Source organism: Mitsuaria sp. CC2, from assembly GCF_048957715.1.
GTDB lineage: Bacteria > Pseudomonadota > Gammaproteobacteria > Burkholderiales > Burkholderiaceae_C > Roseateles.
Window position 1 is genome coordinate 241955 of sequence record NZ_JARVXN010000015.1, and the last position, 17472, is coordinate 259426.

General features: G+C 68.4%; 16 protein-coding genes. 2 read left to right on the forward strand and 14 right to left on the reverse strand.

Annotated elements, in window-relative coordinates:
- Positions 1-24: 24 nt before the first annotated feature.
- The 3 genes from PV762_RS11475 to fba form a co-directional block, all read right to left on the reverse strand.
- Entirely contained in the window at positions 25-918 is an 894-nt protein-coding gene (locus PV762_RS11475) for a phosphoribosylaminoimidazolesuccinocarboxamide synthase (RefSeq protein WP_421035160.1), read from the reverse strand.
- Positions 919-1045: 127 nt separating this feature from the next.
- A complete protein-coding gene (locus PV762_RS11480) occupies positions 1046-1471 on the reverse strand; it encodes a gamma-glutamylcyclotransferase family protein (RefSeq protein ID WP_421035161.1) in 426 nt (141 codons plus the stop codon).
- A gap of 99 nt (positions 1472-1570) precedes the next feature.
- Positions 1571-2635, reverse strand: a complete 1065-nt coding sequence (gene fba, locus PV762_RS11485) for a class II fructose-bisphosphate aldolase (RefSeq protein WP_421035162.1) — start codon at positions 2633-2635, stop codon at positions 1571-1573.
- A gap of 320 nt (positions 2636-2955) precedes the next feature.
- Here fba and PV762_RS11490 point away from each other — a divergent pair, with 320 nt between their 5' ends.
- Positions 2956-3975 (forward strand): STAS-like domain-containing protein, encoded by a 1020-nt coding sequence (locus PV762_RS11490; protein WP_088404655.1) that lies wholly within the window; start codon positions 2956-2958, stop codon positions 3973-3975.
- A 19-nt stretch (positions 3976-3994) separates the two neighbouring features.
- Here the strand turns inward: PV762_RS11490 and pyk are convergent, their stop codons facing one another.
- Together pyk and PV762_RS11500 are read right to left on the reverse strand one after the other, a co-directional pair.
- Positions 3995-5425, reverse strand: a complete 1431-nt coding sequence (gene pyk / locus PV762_RS11495; RefSeq protein ID WP_421035163.1) for a pyruvate kinase — start codon at positions 5423-5425, stop codon at positions 3995-3997.
- A 229-nt stretch (positions 5426-5654) separates the two neighbouring features.
- A complete protein-coding gene (locus PV762_RS11500; protein WP_421035164.1) occupies positions 5655-7973 on the reverse strand; it encodes an NADP-dependent malic enzyme in 2319 nt (772 codons plus the stop codon).
- Positions 7974-8226: 253 nt separating this feature from the next.
- Here PV762_RS11500 and pstS point away from each other — a divergent pair, with 253 nt between their 5' ends.
- On the forward strand, positions 8227-9312 hold the full coding sequence (gene pstS / locus PV762_RS11505; protein ID WP_421035165.1) for a phosphate ABC transporter substrate-binding protein PstS: 1086 nt from the start codon (positions 8227-8229) through the stop codon (positions 9310-9312).
- A gap of 12 nt (positions 9313-9324) precedes the next feature.
- Here pstS and PV762_RS11510 read toward each other — a convergent pair whose 3' ends face one another.
- The 9 genes from PV762_RS11510 to def all read right to left on the reverse strand — a co-directional run bounded on the left by PV762_RS11510 (position 9325) and on the right by def (position 17363).
- Positions 9325-10863 carry a M48 family metalloprotease gene (locus tag PV762_RS11510; RefSeq protein ID WP_421035166.1) on the reverse strand — a complete coding sequence of 513 codons (1539 nt, stop codon included), beginning with the start codon at positions 10861-10863 and terminating at the stop codon, positions 9325-9327.
- Positions 10860-12053 carry a phosphoglycerate kinase gene (locus PV762_RS11515; RefSeq protein ID WP_421035167.1) on the reverse strand — a complete coding sequence of 398 codons (1194 nt, stop codon included), beginning with the start codon at positions 12051-12053 and terminating at the stop codon, positions 10860-10862. The genes PV762_RS11510 and PV762_RS11515 overlap by 4 nt, the downstream gene beginning before the upstream one ends.
- A gap of 85 nt (positions 12054-12138) precedes the next feature.
- A complete protein-coding gene (locus PV762_RS11520) occupies positions 12139-12468 on the reverse strand; it encodes an AzlD domain-containing protein (protein WP_421035168.1) in 330 nt (109 codons plus the stop codon).
- The gene (locus tag PV762_RS11525; RefSeq protein WP_421035169.1) at positions 12465-13232 is read right to left on the reverse strand and encodes an AzlC family ABC transporter permease; all 768 of its coding nucleotides are present in this window, start codon (positions 13230-13232) and stop codon (positions 12465-12467) included. Before PV762_RS11525 ends, PV762_RS11520 begins: the two co-directional genes overlap by 4 nt.
- A gap of 127 nt (positions 13233-13359) precedes the next feature.
- Complete coding sequence (locus PV762_RS11530) at positions 13360-14139, reverse strand: head GIN domain-containing protein (RefSeq protein WP_421035170.1); 780 nt, start codon at positions 14137-14139, stop codon at positions 13360-13362.
- 134 nt (positions 14140-14273) lie between these two features.
- On the reverse strand, positions 14274-14735 hold the full coding sequence (locus tag PV762_RS11535) for a hypothetical protein (protein WP_421035171.1): 462 nt from the start codon (positions 14733-14735) through the stop codon (positions 14274-14276).
- Positions 14736-14883: 148 nt separating this feature from the next.
- Positions 14884-15729 (reverse strand): zinc metalloprotease HtpX, encoded by an 846-nt coding sequence (gene htpX / locus PV762_RS11540; RefSeq protein ID WP_421035172.1) that lies wholly within the window; start codon positions 15727-15729, stop codon positions 14884-14886.
- A gap of 141 nt (positions 15730-15870) precedes the next feature.
- Complete coding sequence (gene fmt, locus PV762_RS11545; protein ID WP_421035236.1) at positions 15871-16827, reverse strand: methionyl-tRNA formyltransferase; 957 nt, start codon at positions 16825-16827, stop codon at positions 15871-15873.
- Between the two features lie 23 nt (positions 16828-16850).
- The gene (gene def, locus PV762_RS11550; RefSeq protein WP_421035173.1) at positions 16851-17363 is read right to left on the reverse strand and encodes a peptide deformylase; all 513 of its coding nucleotides are present in this window, start codon (positions 17361-17363) and stop codon (positions 16851-16853) included.
- Between the last annotated feature and the right edge of the window lie 109 nt (positions 17364-17472).

The following is a 17472-nucleotide window of genomic DNA, read 5'->3' on the forward strand; positions in this document are numbered from 1 at the left end:
CTGAGGCGTCTTGCATGCCGGGCCTCAGCGGGTCAGCCGGTCCAGCGCTTCCTGGTACTTCGCGGACGTGTTGACGATCACGTCCTCGGGCAGCGCCGGCGGCGGCGCGACCTTGCCCCAGGGCTGGCCGTCCACCGTCGCCTGCTCCAGCCAGTCGCGCAGGAACTGCTTGTCGTAGCTCGGCGGGTTGCTGCCGACCGCGTAGCTCTCCGCCGGCCAGTAGCGCGAGGAGTCGGGCGTGAGCACCTCGTCCATCAGCGTCAGCGTGCCGTCGGCATCCAGGCCGAACTCGAACTTGGTGTCCGCGATGATGATGCCCTTGGTCAGCGCGATGTCCGCTGCGCGCTGGTAGAGCTGGATCGCGATGTCGCGCACGCGCTCGGCCAGCTCGCGGCCGATGATCTCGGCGCAGCGCTCGAAATCGATGTTCTCGTCGTGGTCGCCCATCTCCGCCTTGGTCGCGGGCGTGAAGATCGGCTGGGGCAGCTTGCTGGCGTTCTGCAGGCCGGCCGGCAGCTCGACTCCGCAGACCTTGCCGCTGGCCTTGTATTCGGACCAGCCGCTGCCGGCCAGGTAACCGCGCACCACCGCCTCGATCGGCAGCGGCTTCAGGCGCTTGACCAGCATCGCGCGGTCGCGGACCTGGGCCTTTTCCGCCTCCGTCACCACCGACAGCGGATCGTCGCCGGTCAGGTGGTTGGGGACGATGCCGTCCAGCTTGTCGAACCAGAACAGCGCCATCTTCGTCAGCAGCGCGCCCTTGCCCGGGATGGGCTCGCTCATGATGACGTCGAAGGCCGAGATGCGGTCCGACGCGATCATCAGGATGCGGTCGTCGCCGACCGCATAGTTCTCCCGCACCTTGCCGCGTGCGATGAGGGGAAGGGAGGTGATCGACGAGGTGTGCAGGGCGGTCATGGGTGTGCGGTCGGACGGAACGGCAAAGCCGGGATTCTAGAGGCGGCACAGGAAACCCCGCCGTCCCCGGCGCCCCGTCCATCCGCTTCAGGACGCTCCAGGACGCTCCGGAATGCGCCCGAACGAGTTAGAGCGACGTGAAGCCGACGTAGCGCGACACAAAGCGCGCCTTGCCCTCGCGCTCGAAGCGCGCCTCGTCCCACTCCCCGTCATCGAGCCGCGCCGCGGCCTGCGGCTTGAAGAGATAGGTCCAGGCCCGCTGCCAGCTGCCGTCGGCCAGCGTCACCAGCACCTCGTGGCGCTCGTAGTCCTCGCCCTCGAAGCGGTCCAGGCGTTCCCACGCGGACTCGGGCACGTCGAGGTAGAGCCGGCCGACGACCTGATGGCCGGTCGCCGGGATCATCCCGGGATAGTCGTGACCGCGCACCGGATGGCGCGCGTGGTCGGCCAGGGTCGCCGCGACCGGCGGCGCGGACGGCTCGGCGTCGCCGCCGCAGACGCGGGCCATGATGTCCGGCCACATCAGCGTGCCGTAGGTGAACGCATGTGCCATGAGCGGATTCCCAAAGACGAGTGCGGAGGTGAGGCGTGCCGAAATGAAAAGACCGGCGCGAGGCCGGTCCGTTCGGAGGCGTTCTGTCGCGTCCGGAGCTTACTGGACGACTTGCGCCAGTTCGCCGCGCTCATAGGCGGCAGCCACGTCGACCAGGCTGCGCGGCTTGATCTTCGGAGCCTGGCCTTCGCAGCCGAATTCCAGGTAACGCGCCTTGCACACCAGCTTGGCGGCTTCGCGGGCCGGCTTCAGCCATTCGCGGGCGTCGAACTTGTCCGGGTTCTCGAACAGGAACTTGCGCACCGCGCCGGTCATCGCCAGGCGGATGTCGGTGTCGATGTTGATCTTGCGCACGCCGTGCTTGATCGCTTCCTGGATCTCCTCGACGGGCACGCCGAAGGTTTCCTTCATCTTGCCGCCGTACTGGTTGATGATCGCCAGCAGTTCCTGCGGCACGCTCGACGAGCCGTGCATCACCAGATGGGTGTTGGGGATGCGCTTGTGGATCTCCTTGACCCGCGAGATCGCCAGGATGTCGCCCGTGGGCTTGCGCGAGAACTTGTAGGCGCCGTGGCTGGTGCCGATGGCGATGGCCAGCGCGTCCAGCTGCGTGGCCTTGACGAAGGTCGCCGCCTCTTCCGGATCGGTCAGCATCTGGCTGTGGTCCAGCTTGACGTCGGCGCCGATGCCGTCTTCCTCGCCCGCGTCGCCGGTTTCCAGGTTGCCCAGGCAGCCCAGTTCACCCTCGACGGTGACGCCGACCTTGTGCGCCATCTGCACCACGCGACGGGTCACGTCCACGTTGTAGTCGAAGCTGGACGGCGTCTTGCCGTCGTCCATCAGCGAGCCGTCCATCATCACCGAGCCGAAGCCGAGGTTGATCGCGCCTTCGCAGACCTTGGGACTGGTGCCGTGGTCCTGGTGCATCACCAGCGGGACGTGAGGATAGGCCTCGACCGCGGCCTGGATCAGGTGCTTGATGAAGGCCTCGCCCGCGTACTTCCGGGCGCCGGCGCTGGCCTGCAGGATCACGGGCGCGCCGACCTCGTCGGCGGCGGCCATCACGGCCTGCACCTGCTCCAGGTTGTTGACGTTGAACGCAGGAATGCCGTAGCCCTGTTCGGCTGCGTGATCCAGCAGTTGGCGCATCGAGACGAGTGCCATGAGAGTTCTCCGAGATAGTGAAAAATCCTGTGGCCGCCGGCGGCCGCCGAACTTCGTCGTCGACCTCGCCGTAACCGCGCCGTAACTGATCGGGATTCTAGCCAGCCCCCATGACGGCCTCTGTAACGAACAGCGGCCTCCCCCCGAACTGGTGCCATACCAGTGCGCCGCGGGCGAACAGGGGTCTGTGCGCTTGTGCGGCGGCAGATACGGACGGTAGGCTGTCGCCGGGGCGTCCCCGCCCGTCGGAGCAAGTGCCGTGCCTTGTCCCGCCGCCGGCGGCGAGGACCGCCCGCGCGACCGCCGCTTCCAGGAATTTCATGACCCGTCTCGCGATCGATCAGCTCTCGCTCTGGATCACCGCCGCCGCCAACGAGCATTCGCTCGACCTGCCCGCCTTCGTCGAGGAACGCACCGGCGCCAGCCACCGCGCCACGCTGAACGCCCTGCGCCGGCTCGTCGACGCGCAATGGCTGACGCGCTCCGGCACCGCCCGGCGGCCGGTCTTCGGCCCGGGCGCGCTGCGCCAGGTGGCGCGCAGCTACACGCTGCACGGGCTGATGGAGGACGTCGTCTGGCAGCGTGACTACGCGCCCCACTTCTCGCTGCCGCGCCACGTCGCGCGGATGATCCAGCACGGCTTCACCGAGCTGGTGAACAACGCCATCGACCACAGCGGCGGCACCAGCGTCACCGTGTCGCTGCGCCAGACGCCCACCCACGCGCAGCTGCTGGTGTCGGACGACGGCTGCGGCGTGTTCGACAAGATCCGCGACACCTACGAACTGACCGACGCGCGCCACGCGATGCTGGAGCTCAGCAAGGGCCGGCTGACGACGCAGCCGCAGGCACACACCGGGCGCGGGCTGTTCTTCAGCTCGCAGCTGGCGGACGTCTTCGACATCCACGCCAACGGCAAGGCGTTCCAGCGCCGCGCCTGGGAGGGCAACGCCTGGAAGGACGGCAAGGGCCTGCCGCGCCAGGGCAGCTCGATCTACATGGCGATGTCGCTGGAGAGCAAGCGCACGCTGGAGCAGGTGCTCGAACAGTGGAGCGTCGACGGCACCGGCATCGCCTTCGACCAGACGCGAGTGATGCTCAACCTGGTGGTGGTCGCGGGGCAGATGCTGGACTCGCGCGCGCAGGCGCGTCGCGTCGCGGCCCGGCTGCCGCAGTTCAAGCGGGCGGAGGTCGACTTCGACGGTGTCACCGACGTCGGGCACGCGTTCGCGGATGAGCTGTTCCGCGTGTTCGCGAGGGCGCACCAGGAAGTGGAGCTGGTGCCCCTGAACATGACGCCGCGCATCGCCGCCTTGGTGCAGGCGGCGCGCAACGGCTGAGGTCGGCGGGGTCGACCCGTCAGCCGACGCGGCAGACCTTCAGCATGTTGGTGCCGCCCGGGTAGCCCATCGGCTCGCCGCAGGTGATCGCGTAGGTGTCGCCCGGCATCAGCACGCCGCGCTCGATCAGCAGATCCTCGGCCGCCTTCAGCGCCTCGTCGCGGTCGTTGAAGTTGGGCATCAGCAGCGGCGTGACGTTGCGGTACAGCGCCAGCTTGCGCTGCGTCAGCACCTGCGAGGTCAGCGCAAAGATCGGCACGTGGATGCGGTGGCGGCTCATCCACAGCGCGGTGGAGCCGGACTCCGTCAGCGCCACGATCGCCTTGCAGCCCAGGTGATGCGCGGTGAACAGCGCGCCCATCGCGATCGACTGGTCGATGCGGCCGAACTGGCGATTGGCGAAGTCGGTGTCCAGCGTCACGAACTCGGCGTTTTCCGCTTCCAGCGCGATCGCGGCCATCTGCTGGATGGTCTCGATCGGGAAACGGCCGGCGGCGGTCTCGGCGCTCAGCATCACGGCGTCGGTGCCGTCGAGCACGGCGTTGGCGACGTCGGAGACCTCGGCGCGGGTCGGCACCGGGTTCACGATCATCGACTCCATCATCTGCGTGGCGGTGATGCAGACCTTGTCGAGCTCCAGCGCCATCTTGATCATGCGCTTCTGCAGCGCGGGCACGGCGGCGTTGCCCACTTCCACGGCCAGGTCGCCGCGGGCGACCATGATGCCGTCGGAGGCCTTCAGGATTGCCTCCAGGTGCGGGATCGCCTCATAACGCTCGATCTTGGCGATCATTCCCGGCTTGTGGCGATAGGGCTCGCCGGCCACGTTGGCCAGTTGGCGGGCCATCTCCATGTCGGTGGCGTTCTTCGGGAAGCTCACCGCCAGGTACTCGCACTGGAAGGACATTGCGGTCTTGATGTCCTCCATGTCCTTGCCGGTCAGCGCGGGCGCGGTCAGACCGCCGCCCTGCTTGTTGATGCCCTTGTTGTTGGACAGCTCGCCGCCCTGCTTCACGATGGTGTGCACCTGCGAGCCGCGCACCGCCTCGACGGTCAGCACCAGCAGGCCGTCATTGAGCAGCAGCGTATCGCCGGGCTTCACGTCGCGCGGCAGTTCCTTGTAGTCCAGGCCCACGACCATCTCGTTGCCCGGCTCGGTGCGGTCCGCGTCCAGCACGAAGGGCGTGCCGTTCACCAGTTCGATCTTGCCGTTCTCGAACTTGCCGACGCGGATCTTCGGGCCTTGGAGGTCGGCCATGATGGCGACCTGACGGCCGGCGCGGGCGGCCACCTCGCGCACCATGCGGGCGCGATCGATGTGGTCCTGCGCCTTGCCGTGCGAGAAGTTCAGCCGCACCACGTCGACGCCGGCCTGGATCATTTTTTCCAGCACCTCGGGGGACGACGAGGCGGGACCGAGGGTGGCGACGATCTTGGTGGCACGGGACATGTCTTGTCTCTGTCTGAAATTTAGTTACAGCGACCGATTATGAGCCGCCAAAACGACATCGGACGAGTTTCCACGAGTTACGACCCAGTTTCCAACGTCGCAAACCTCGCGCTCTCTGATCGACCCGACCGGGGTCCCCTTCGCGCAACTCAAGGAGGGAATTCGCTTGCCGGCAGGCAAGCGAAGGAGGGAGATGGCGCGACGGGGACCCCGGTCGGGTTGATCTTGCTCAGGCCTTGGCGGCTTTCACGTCCGCGACGGCGAGTGCTGTCATGTTGACGATGCGGCGCACGGTGGCTGACGGGGTCAGGATGTGCACGGGGCGCTTGGCGCCCAGCAGGATCGGGCCCACGGTGACGCCCTGACCGCCAACGACCTTCAGCACATTGAAAAGAATGTTCGCGGCGTCCAGCGTCGGCAACACCAGCAGGTTGGCGGCACCGGACAGGGTCGACTCCGGCAGGAAGTTGTTGCGGACGTCCTCGGACAGCGCCGCGTCGCCATGCATCTCGCCGTCGCATTCGATGTTCGGATACGCGGCAGCGAACAGGTCACGGGCGCGGCGCATCTTCACCGCCGACGCGCGCTTGCTGCTGCCGAACATCGAGTGCGACAGGAAGGCCACCTTCGGCGGCAGGCCGAAGCGCTGCAGTTCCTCGGCGGCCTGCCAGGCGATGTCGGCGAGCTGTTCGGCGGTCGGGTCTTCATTGACGAAGGTGTCGGCGATGAAGAGCGTGCGCTGCTCCAGCATCAGCGCGTTCATCGTCGCGAAGTTGGACACCTCCGGCTTCAGGCCGATCAGGTTCTGGATGTGTTCCAGATGCGAGTCGAAACGTCCGACCGTGCCGCAGATCATCGCGTCGGCGTCGCCGAGCTGGATCGCGAGCGCGCCGATCGTCGTGTTGGAGCGCCGCACGGCCGACTTGGACATCTCCGGCGTGAAGCCGTTGCGACCCATGACCTGATGGTACGCCTCCCAGTACTGGCGGAAGCGGTGGTCGTTCTCGGGGTCGATGACGAGGGCGTCCTCGCCCAGCTTGATGCGCAGGCCGGCGCGCTTCAGGCGCATCGCGATGACGTCGGGGCGGCCGATCAGCGTCGGCTTGGCCAGGCCCTCGTCGAGCGCCACCTGCACCGCGCGCAGCACGCGCTCATCCTCGCCTTCCGCGTAGATGACGCGGGCCGGATGGGCCTTCGCCTCGGCGAAGACCGGGCGCATGAACATGCCGGTCTGGTAGACGAAACGCGACAGCTGCTCGCGGTAGGCCGCCATGTCCTGGATCGGACGCGTGGCGACACCGGACTCCTCGGCGGCCTTGGCCACGGCCGGCGCGATGCGCAGGATCAGGCGGCTGTCGAAGGGCTTGGGGATGATGTAGTCGGGACCGAAGGCCAGGTCCTGCCCCGCGTAGGCGGCTGCCACTTCCGGCGGCGTCTCGGCCTTGGCCAGCTCGGCGATCTCGCGCACGCAGGCGAGCTTCATCGCCTCGGTGATCTTGGTCGCGCCGCAGTCCAGCGCGCCGCGGAAGATGTAGGGGAAGCACAGGACGTTGTTGACCTGGTTCGGATAGTCAGAGCGCCCCGTCGCCACGATGCAGTCGGGACGCGCTTCCTTCGCGAGCTCGGGACGGATTTCCGGCTCCGGATTGGCCAGCGCCAGGATGATGGGCTGGCGGGCCATGGTCTTGACCATCTCGGCGGTCAGCACGCCGGCGGCCGAGCAGCCCAGGAACACGTCCGCGTCCTTGACCACGTCGGCCAGCGTGCGCGCCGAGGTGATCTGGCAGTAACGGCGCTTGGACTCGTCGAGCTTGCCGGCGTCGGCGCGCTCGCTCTGGATCACGCCCTTGGAGTCGACGGCGAAGACGTTCTCGCGCTTCACGCCCAGGCCGACCATCACGTCCAGGCAGGCGATGGCCGCCGCGCCGGCGCCGGACACGGCCACCTTCACCGAGCCGATGTCCTTGCCCACGAGCTCCAGGCCGTTCAGCAGCGCCGCGCTCGAGATGATGGCGGTGCCGTGCTGGTCGTCGTGGAAGACGGGAATGTTCATGCGGGCGCTGAGCTGCTTCTCGATGTAGAAGCACTCGGGCGCCTTGATGTCCTCGAGGTTGACACCGCCCAGCGTGGGCTCCATCGCCGCGATGATCTCGACCAGCTTGTCGGGATCGCGCTCGGCCAGCTCGATGTCGAAGACGTCGATGCCGGCGAATTTCTTGAACAGGCAGCCCTTGCCTTCCATCACCGGCTTGGCGGCCAGCGGACCGATGTCGCCCAGGCCCAGCACGGCGGTGCCGTTGGTGATGACGCCGACCAGGTTGCCGCGCGAGGTGAAATCGGCGGCCAGCGACGGGTCGCGCTCGATGTCCAGGCAGGGATAGGCGACGCCCGGCGAATAGGCCAGCGACAGGTCGCGCTGGTTGGCGAGCGGCTTGGTCGGCGTGACGGCGATCTTGCCGCGCGTCGGGAAGCGGTGGTAGTCCCGCGCCGCCTCGCGCAGGGCGGCCTCGGCCGGGCTCAGGTCGAGGTCGTCGTTCTTGTCGGTCATGCAAATCTCCGTCGAGGGGCGCAAAGCTTAATCCTCCGGCTCCGGCGATGCGATGACTTCAGCTTTAACTCCCATGCAAAGATGGCAATCGCCGATGCGCGCCGTGGCGTGCGCATCGGGATTTGCCCGCAAGTGGAAGCATCCTTCCGGGATCCGCCCGCAAGTGAGGGGACCAGCGCCTCGATCACGGCGTGCGAAGGACGTGCTCATTAGAATTCGCGCCGCTGTCGTTTACCTCTTTCGAGCCTCCGCCGTGTCCACCCTCCCGACTTCGCAGCGCCGTGCGCTACTTCGCCTGACCGCCGCCCTGCCGGTCACCCTCGCCCTCGGCGCCCCGCGGGCCCTGTTCGCGCAGACTGCCGCGCTGGTCGGGGCGGGAGCCTCGTTCCCCTCGCTGGTCTACGGCCGCTGGGCCACGGCCTATGAGAAGACCAAGGGTCAGGCCGTGAGCTACAAGCCGACGGGCTCCGGCGACGGCGTCAAGCAGATCACCGCGCGCGGTGTCGCCTTCGGCGGCAGCGACTCGCCGCTGGCCGCGGAGGAGCTGGTCAAGCGCAAGCTCGTCCAGATCCCGATGCTGGTCGGCGGCATCGTGCCGGTGGTCAACCTGCCGGGCGTGCCGGAAGGTCGCCTGCAGTTGACGGGCGACCTGCTCGCCGAGCTGATGATGGGGCGCGTCGCGAAGTGGAACGACGGCCGCATCGCCGCGCTCAATCCCGGTGTCGCGCTGCCGGCGCTGCCGGTGAAGCGCATCGTCCGGGCGGACAAGTCCGGAACGACCGAGGGCTTCACGAAGTATCTGAGCGCGGTGTCGCCGGCTTTCGCGAAGGAGGTGGGCGCGAATGCGCAGCCGAAATGGCCCGGCGAGGTCGAAGCCGCCGAGGGCAACGACGGCGTGGCCAAGGCGCTGAAAGCCGCGGCCGGCACCATCACGTATGTGAGCTACGACCGCGTGCAGCGCGACAAGCTCAACGGCGTGCGCCTGCGCAATGCCGCGGGCCAGTGGGTGGCAGCGGGCGAGACCGGCTTCAAGTCCGCGATCGCCAACAGCGACCTCTCGCGCAAGGGCGACGACCTGGCCTCGCTGATGGACCGCGACGGCGCGGAAAGCTGGCCCATCACGATGACCAGCTTCATCCTGATCGACGCCTCGCCCGCGACCGGCGTCGGTGCGGCGCCGGTGATGAGCTTCCTGTACTGGTGCTTCATGCACGGCGACGACCTGACGCGCGGCACCGGCTTCGCGCCGCTGCCCGTCGCGCTGCAGTCCAAGCTGGCCGCCCGCTTCGCGGCTGTGAAGCCGGCCGACGGGAAGCTGCCGGCCTACCTGGGGATCTGAAGCTTCAGGTCTTCATCCCTTCAGGCGCGGCGTCGCATCGACGCGCGCCTGCAGCTCTGGCGGCAACCCCTCGGTCATGTAGCTGAAGCGTGGCATCCAGTCGCGCTCCGCTGGCAGTACGAGCCTCATCGTCAAGGCCAACGTCGTCGCCACCTGCTCCAGGGTGAGCTTCATCGCGATCATCCGTTCCGGATCGACACGCAGCACGACGGCCACCGTCGGCGGCTCCACCGGTACGTCGAAGAGCCAAGCCTGCACGATGGCCGCATTGACCGACACCGCCCGGCGGAGCGCCTCGACCTGCGACGGCTCGAGCTCGCAAGGCTGAATCCTTCCGTGCTCGATCGCCTCTTGGGCTGCGGCTTGCCGACGATGAAGACGACGCCAGGCCGCCTCGTCCGACGATGCCGGCAACTCAGGCAACTCAGGCAACACGCGCGGGGCGCCCGCGTCGAGGCTGCGCAGCGCCTCGTGCGCCATCGTCCACATCAGGCGTTCGGCGGCACCGGCCCACGGTCCCTGGGCCTGGCAAAGCTCCGGCCAGGCTGCTTCCAGCCACTGGGCGGCGGCGCTCTCTTCCCAGGCGGGTGGGCGCAGATCGAGCGATTCCCCGACCACGCCGAGCGCCTCCATCCGCTGGCGGTGCGGCGGATGACTTCCTCGCGGCTGGCGGTGGCGCAGTGCTTCAGTGATTTCTTCCGGTGTCGGCGGGCGCTCGACCAGTTCCTTGACCGGCTCGTCGGCCCATTGCGCGGGCGGCTCGCCGCTGGCGCGCAGCGCCTCCATGTCCAGCGAGGTGGAGGCACCGCCTTGCCGCATGAGGGCGATCTCGATCAACAGCAGCGCATGCGCCAACGCCTCCGGTGACGCCCACTTCGCGGCCAGCGCGTCGGCCTCGAACTCGCAGCGTCGCGAATGCGCCTCGGAAGCGCGGTTGAACCACGGGAGAAAGAGCTCCGCGAAATTCGCGCCAGCGCGATCCCACGGGCTGCTGTCTTCCTCATCCTCCCGAACGCTGGCCGCCCAGGCGGTCCAGGCCGCCCGCGTGCGATAGAGCCAATGTCCGAGCCGCCCATGCCGGCGCGAGAAGTGCCCCAGCTCATGCGCGATGGCCGCCTCCGCCGCCGCAGTGTCCAGCAGGCGCAGCAGCGGCAGGCCGAGGATCAGCACCCGCCGGGTCGGCCGCAGCGAGACACCGCGATTTTCTTCGAGCGCCCCGGCGTTGATGCTGTCGTCGATCGCGATCGCATGCAGGCGCGGAGCCCCGATGACATCGGTCATCTCGTCGACGCGGGCGTAGAGCCGCGGCGCCTGCTCGCGGGTCAGCCGTTGCGGCGCTCCGTGCCAGCTCGGCTGCGCCAGCCAGGCCATCAGCAGGAAGGCCAGGACACCGGCACCCCAGAAGAGCCAGTTGTCGAACACGGCGGCCGGCGCCACGGTCACCAGCGCCGCCGGCACCAGCAGCATCAGCTGGTGGAAGAACGACGCCGCCAGCGCGACCAGCGCCAGCCAGACGGGCGCGATGCCCGTCTCCGTGCCCTTCGGTTTCAACCCTGCGCGCGCTTGGCCAGGATCTCGAACGCCGGCAGGGTCTTGCCTTCCAGCACTTCGAGGAAGGCGCCGCCGCCGGTGGAGATGTAGCCCACCTGGTCTTCAATGCCGTATTTGGCGATCGCCGCCAGCGTGTCGCCGCCGCCGGCGATCGAGAACGCTTCGGACTCGGCGATGGCACGCGCGATGGTCTCGGTACCGTGGGCGAAGGCGTCGAACTCGAACACGCCGACCGGACCGTTCCACACGATCGTGCCGGCCGCCTTCAGCTGCTCGGCCAGCAGGGCCGCGGTCTTCGGACCGATGTCCAGGATCAGGTCGTCATCCGCCACTTCGGTCGCGGCCTTGACCGTGGCTGGCGCATCGGCGGCGAAGGTCTTGGCCGTCACCACGTCCACCGGGATCGGCACCGCGGCGCCACGTGCCTTCATGGCCTCGATGACGGCCTTGGCTTCGCCGACCAGGTCGGGCTCTGCCAGCGACTTGCCGATCTTCAGACCAGCCGCCAGCAGGAAGGTGTTGGCGATGCCGCCGCCGACGATCAGACCGTCGACGTTGGCCGACAGCGACTTCAGGATGGTCAGCTTGGTCGAGACCTTGGAGCCCGCCACGATCGCCACCAGCGGACGTTTCGGATTGGCCAGCGCCTTGGTGATGGCGTCGATCTCGGCGGCCAGCAACGGGCCGGCGCAGGCGATCTTCGCGAACTGCGCGATGCCATAGGTCGAGGCCTCCGCGCGGTGCGCGGTGCCGAAGGCGTCGTGGACGAAGATGTCGCACAGCGCGGCCATCTTCTTCGACAACTCTTCGCTGTTCTTCTTCTCGCCCTTGTTGACGCGGCAGTTCTCGAGCAGCACGACCTGGCCCGGCTTCACGTCGACGCCGTCGACCCAGTTCGCGACCAGCGGCACGTCGCGGCCGAGCAGCTCGCCCAGGCGCCTGGCGACCGGCGCCAGCGAGTCCTCCGGCTTGAATTCACCCTCGGTCGGGCGGCCCAGATGGGAAGTGACCATCACCGCGGCACCGGCCTTCAGCGCCATCTCGATCGCGGGGATCGACGCGCGGACGCGGGTGTCCTCGGTGATCTGGCCGGCGTCGTTCAGCGGCACGTTCAGGTCGGCGCGGATGAAGACGCGCTGGTCGGCCACCTTGCCGGCGGCGATCAGATCGGCGAAACGCAAGACGTTCATGATGAGCTTCGAGTAGTTGGAAAGCGGTGCGCCGGAGGCCCGGCAAATCGGGCCGCAGCTTAACAGCCGCGTGACGGCCGCCCGCTCACCAGCCCAGCCCGATCCTCAGCACCAGCATCACCGCGGTGCCGCTGACGATGGTCCCGAGGATGCCGCGCTTCCAGAAGAAGTAAGCCGTGCCGACGGCCGCCGCGTAGAGCCGCGCGTCCTTCCAGGTGTGGATCAGCTCGCCGTTCGTCATGACGATCTCCGGCACGATCACCGCTGCGAGCGCCGCCAGGGGCGCGTAGCGCAGGCCGTCGCGAACCCATTGCGGCAGCGGTATCTCGCGGTCCGGGATCATGAAGAAGCTGCGCGTGACCATCGTGATCACCGCCATGCCGAGGATGCCGAGCACCGCTTCCCACACGCTCATGCGGACCTCCCGGAGGACGGGCCGGACGAACCGGACGACCCCGAAGTCGGTGACGCCGGCGGCTGCCACTTCTCCATCAGGAGCCCCACGGCGACCGCCGCGGCGATCGCCACCAGGATGTTGAGACGCAGCGGCAGCGCATAGGCCGCCACTGCCGCGCAGCCGGCCACGACGGCGGAGATCCAGGTGTTGCGGTCCTTGAGCAGCGAGTAGCTCAGTCCCAGCAGCGCCAGCACGCCGGCGAAACCCAGGCCCCAGTTCGTCGGGATGCGGTCGGCGAGCAGGATGCCGGCGATGGCCGGGATCTGCCACGCGAACCAGTTGGTCGCCACGCCGCCCCAGAAGTAGGGAAGCTGGTTGTCCGGATCCGGCTTCAGCTCGGGGAAGCGCTTGAGAAAGGCGACGTAGTTGAGGTCGGCCGCGAAGTAGCCGATGACCAGCCGCTGCACGCGCGGCAGCGGCTCGAAGTACAGCCGCCACTGGGCGCTGAAGATCACGAAGCGCAGGTTGACGCAGAAGGCCGTGGCCCACAGCACCCACAGCGGGGCGCCGCTGGCCAGCAGCGGCAGCGCGGCCAGCTGCGAACTGCCGGCGAAGACCACCAGGCTCATCAGCAGCGACAGGCCCACGCCCAGGCCGCTCTTGACCATGGCCACGCCGGTCACCAGCCCCCAGGCCGAGATGCCCAGCGTGATGCCCAGCATCTCCTTCGAGCCGCGCTTGAATTCAGGGTGGCGCACCAGCGCCGAGAGTCCTTCCGCCATGAGCGCGATTGTCGTCTGCGCGCTGCACCAGCGAATCGCCCCTCGCCCGCCGTCGCGGTGAGGGGCGTCCACACAGCGCCCAGCGTACCGGCGTGCCCGGAGCGTCCGGAGGCGTTGCCTCAGGTCCTCACTTCAGCTTGCGCACCGAACCCGACCCGGCGTTGGACATGCTGATCTCGGGGCTGCCGACGTAACCGACGTCGCCGGAACCGGCGATGCGCACGTCCAGCTTGCGGGTCGGGGCGACGGTGACATCGCCGCTGCCGGAGATGCTCACCTTGGCGTCGTCGACCACCAGTTCGCGGGTCTTGACGTCGCCGCTGCCGGCCACCGTCACCGACAGGGCGTTGGCCTTGCCGTTGAACACCATGTCGCCGCTGCCGGCGACGCGCAGCGTCACGTGGTCGGCCTCCAGGCCCTGCACGCGCAGGTCGCCGCTGCCGGCGATGCTGGCGTCCAGGTTGCCGGTCTTCATCGGCTCGACGCGGATGTCACCCGAGCCCGAGATCGACAGCCCTCTCAACTGGCGCATGTCCAGCGTGATGGTCGGCGTGCCCCGGGCGTTCAGGCTGTAACCGCGCTTGGGCGTGATCTCCAGCGTCCGGCCCTTGCTGCCGTCGACGACCTTGGTCTCGATGTAGCTGAACAGGTTGCGGTCGGTCTTGACCTCGACCTTGTCGGACGATCCCTGGCGCACGTAGACCTTGAAGTCCCCCGACAGCGAGACCGCGTCGAACGCCCCGACGTCGCGCGCGTCGGCGGCGACCTCGCCGTTGCCTTCGATGCGCTGCGAGCTGCCGAAGCTCAGCGACCAGGCGTGCGCGGTGCCGACGGCGCCCACGGACGCCAGGCTCAGCGCGGTGATGGCAAACAGGCGGCGGGTGGCGCGGAAGGACGTTGTGGTCATGAGCGATCTCCTGATCTTTCGGATGATCGTATCTTCGTCGCGACGCGCCCGCCCCGCGAGCGGGCGATGACGAACTGCACCATCCACGGGATCAGTTGCAGGGCAGACCGACACGCCGGACGCCCGGCGGTCGCTCAATGCCCGCCCTTGCCCTTGTCCGAGGTCTTGTCCGAGGTCTTGTCCGAGGTCTTGTCCGAGGTCTTCTCGGCCGGCTTGTCATCGGCCCGCTCGCCGACCTTGCCCGTGGCCGAACGCGGCGATTCCTCTTCGTCGTCCGACGCGGCGGCGGGACGGCTGGCCTGCGGGTTCGCGACCTGCGGACGGGTGCCTTCGAGCTTGTTCTCCCGCATGTACTCGTCCATCTCGCGCCAGCCGTCGTACACCGCGGCCTTCTGGGCCTTGGGGTTCAGGGCGTAGCAGTCCTCGATGGCGCGCAGCGCGTTGCGGCAGGCGCCGCCGATGGCCTTGCCCTCGGCCTGTTTGGCCGCGGCGACCTTGGCGGGATCCTCGATGCCGAGCTGATCGCAGCCGGTCAGCAGCGCGGCGGCGCCGAGCAGCGCCGCCGGGACGGTCAGGGAACGGAAAGAGGCGGTCATGCTGTCCTTTTCGGCCGCCGGGGACTGGCGCCTGAACGGGGCGCACCGGCGGTACCGGGCCATTGTGCCGTCGACCCGGTCAGCCCCGATCCAATGAAAAACACCGCCAGGAGGCGGTGTTTCGGCAGTCCAGGACGTTCCGCGCGGTTCAGCGGCGGACCATCGTCATCAGGCGCTCGACGCGCTCCTCGGTCGGCGGGTGGGTGCTGAACAGCCCGCGGAGGCCGCCGCCCGACAGCGGATTCATGATCATCATCTGCGCCGTCTCGGGATGGCGCTCGGTGGTCTCCAGCGGGATGCCCTGGGCATAACGATGGATCTTGTCCAGCGCGGACGCCAGCGCCTGCGGGTCGCCGGAGATCTCGGCGCCGCCGCGGTCCGCTTCAAACTCTCGGGCACGGCTGATCGCCATCTGGATCAGCGAGGCCGCGATCGGTGCCAGGATCGCCACCAGCAGGCCGACGATCGGATTGGCCGGACGACCCTCGCTGTCGCGCGGGCTGAAGAACATCGCGAAGTTGGCCAGCATCGAGATCGCGCCGGCCATCGTCGCGCTGACCGTCGAGATCAGGATGTCGCGGTGCTTCACGTGGGCCAGTTCATGCGCCATCACGCCGCGCAGTTCGCGCTCGGACAGCACCCGCATGATGCCGGTCGTGGCCGCGACGGCGGCATGCTCCGGATTGCGGCCGGTGGCGAACGCATTGGGCGCGTTCTCCTCGATCAGGTAGACCTTGGGCATGGGCAGCTGGGCGCGTTCGGCCAGCTCCTTGACCATGTTGTAGAACTGCGGCGCGCTGCGCTCGTCGACTTCCTGGGCGTTGTACATCTTCAGCACCAGCTTGTCGGAGAACCAGTAGCTGAAGAAATTCATCCCCACCGCGACGACCAGCGCGATCAGCATGCCCGTCTGGCCACCCAGCAGGGAGCCGATCGCCATGAACAGCGCGGTGATGGCGGCCATCAGGATGGCGGTCTTCATCAGGTTGAACATTGCAATCACTCCTCGAAAACAGCGGCCGGAGCCGCGAACGGAAATCACTGGGACGGTACACCGTCCCGATGTCCCATGTGACGGCAAGGAGGCAAGCTTCAAGCCGGCACCGGGCCGGTTTGTCCGACGGTTCAGCCAGGGTTAAGCGAACCGCGCACCGACCTGGAGCGGCCGGGCCTGCAGGAAGGCCGCCGCGGGCAGTCGCTTGCCGCCGGCGCGCTGGAGCTCGGTCAGCCGGACGCTGCCGGCGCCGCAGGCGACGACCGGACCTTCGGGCGAGACCGCCAGCACCTGGCCGGGCTCGCCAAGCGTGCCGTCGACCTCGACGAGCTCGGCGCGCCAGACCTTCACGGCCTCGCCGTCCAGCTGCGCGACGCCGCCGGGGAAAGGATCGAACGCCCGCAGCCGGCGCGTGATCTGCGCGGCGGCGTCGTTCCAAAGGATCTGGCTTTCGGCCTTCTCGATCTTGTGGGCGTAGGTGACGCCCGCCTCGGGCTGCTTCACCGGATGGAAACCGCCGCACGCGGCCAGTGCCAGCGCCTCGACGATCAGCCGGCCGCCGAGAGTCGCCAGCTTGTCGTGCAGGCTCGCGGTCGTGTCCGCCGCAGCGATCGGCAGACGTTCCAGCAGCAGCATGTCGCCGGTGTCCAGGCCCTCGTCCATCTGCATGATGGTGATGCCGGTCTCGGCGTCGCCGGCCTCGATGGCGCGGTGGATAGGCGCCGCGCCGCGCCAGCGCGGCAGGATGGAGCCGTGGATGTTCAGGCATCCCAGCCGCGGCAGGTCCAGCACCCACTTCGGCAGGATCAGGCCGTAGGCGGCGACGATGAGCACGTCCGGACGCGCGGCCAGCAGCGCCTGCCGGCCGGCCTCTGCTTCGTCGGGGAACTTGCCGTCCAGCCGCAGGCTGCGCGGTTGCGCCACGTCGATGCCGCGCGCCACGGCGAGCTGCTTCACCGGCGACGCCTGCAGCTTCATGCCGCGGCCGGCGGGCCGGTCCGGCTGGCTCAGCACCAGCGCAACCTCGAAGCCGGCGTCCAGCAGCGCCTGCAGCGCCACGGCGGCGAACTCCGGCGTGCCCGCGAAGGCGACGCGCAGACCCGCGTTCGGATCGGCGGCCATCAGTGCTTCGCGTCCTCGCGGGCCTTCTTCACCAGCTTGGTCTTGATGCGTTCGCGCTTGAGCGGGCTCAGGTATTCCACGAACACCTTGCCGGCGAGGTGGTCCATCTCATGCTGCACGCAGACGGCCAGCAGGCCCTCGGCGTCGAACTGGAAGGTGTGGCCGTCCCGGTCCAGCGCCTGCACGGTGACCTTCTTGTGACGCATGACCTTGTCGTAGATGGTCGGCACGGAGAGGCAACCCTCCTCGCCTTCCATCATCTCCTCGCTGCGCGCGACGAGCTCCGGATTGATCAGCACCAGCGGCTGGTTGCGCTCCTCGGAGACGTCCATCACCAGCAGGCGTTCGTGCACATCCACCTGGGTGGCGGCCAGGCCCACGCCGTCGGCGTCGTACATCGTCTCCAGCATGTCGTCGGCCAGCCGGCGCAGGCGGTCGTCGACCGCGGCGATGGGTTTGGCCACCGTGTGCAGACGCGGATCGGGGTATCGAAGAATGGAAAGTTTCGCCATGGTGAGGACGCGGGGCGCGGTGCGCGGCTGTGGACAGCACACAACGCCGGTTTGTAAGGGCTTGCAAGGGAGGGCGGGCGGGTTCATTGCCGGGCCCCCTGAACCGGGG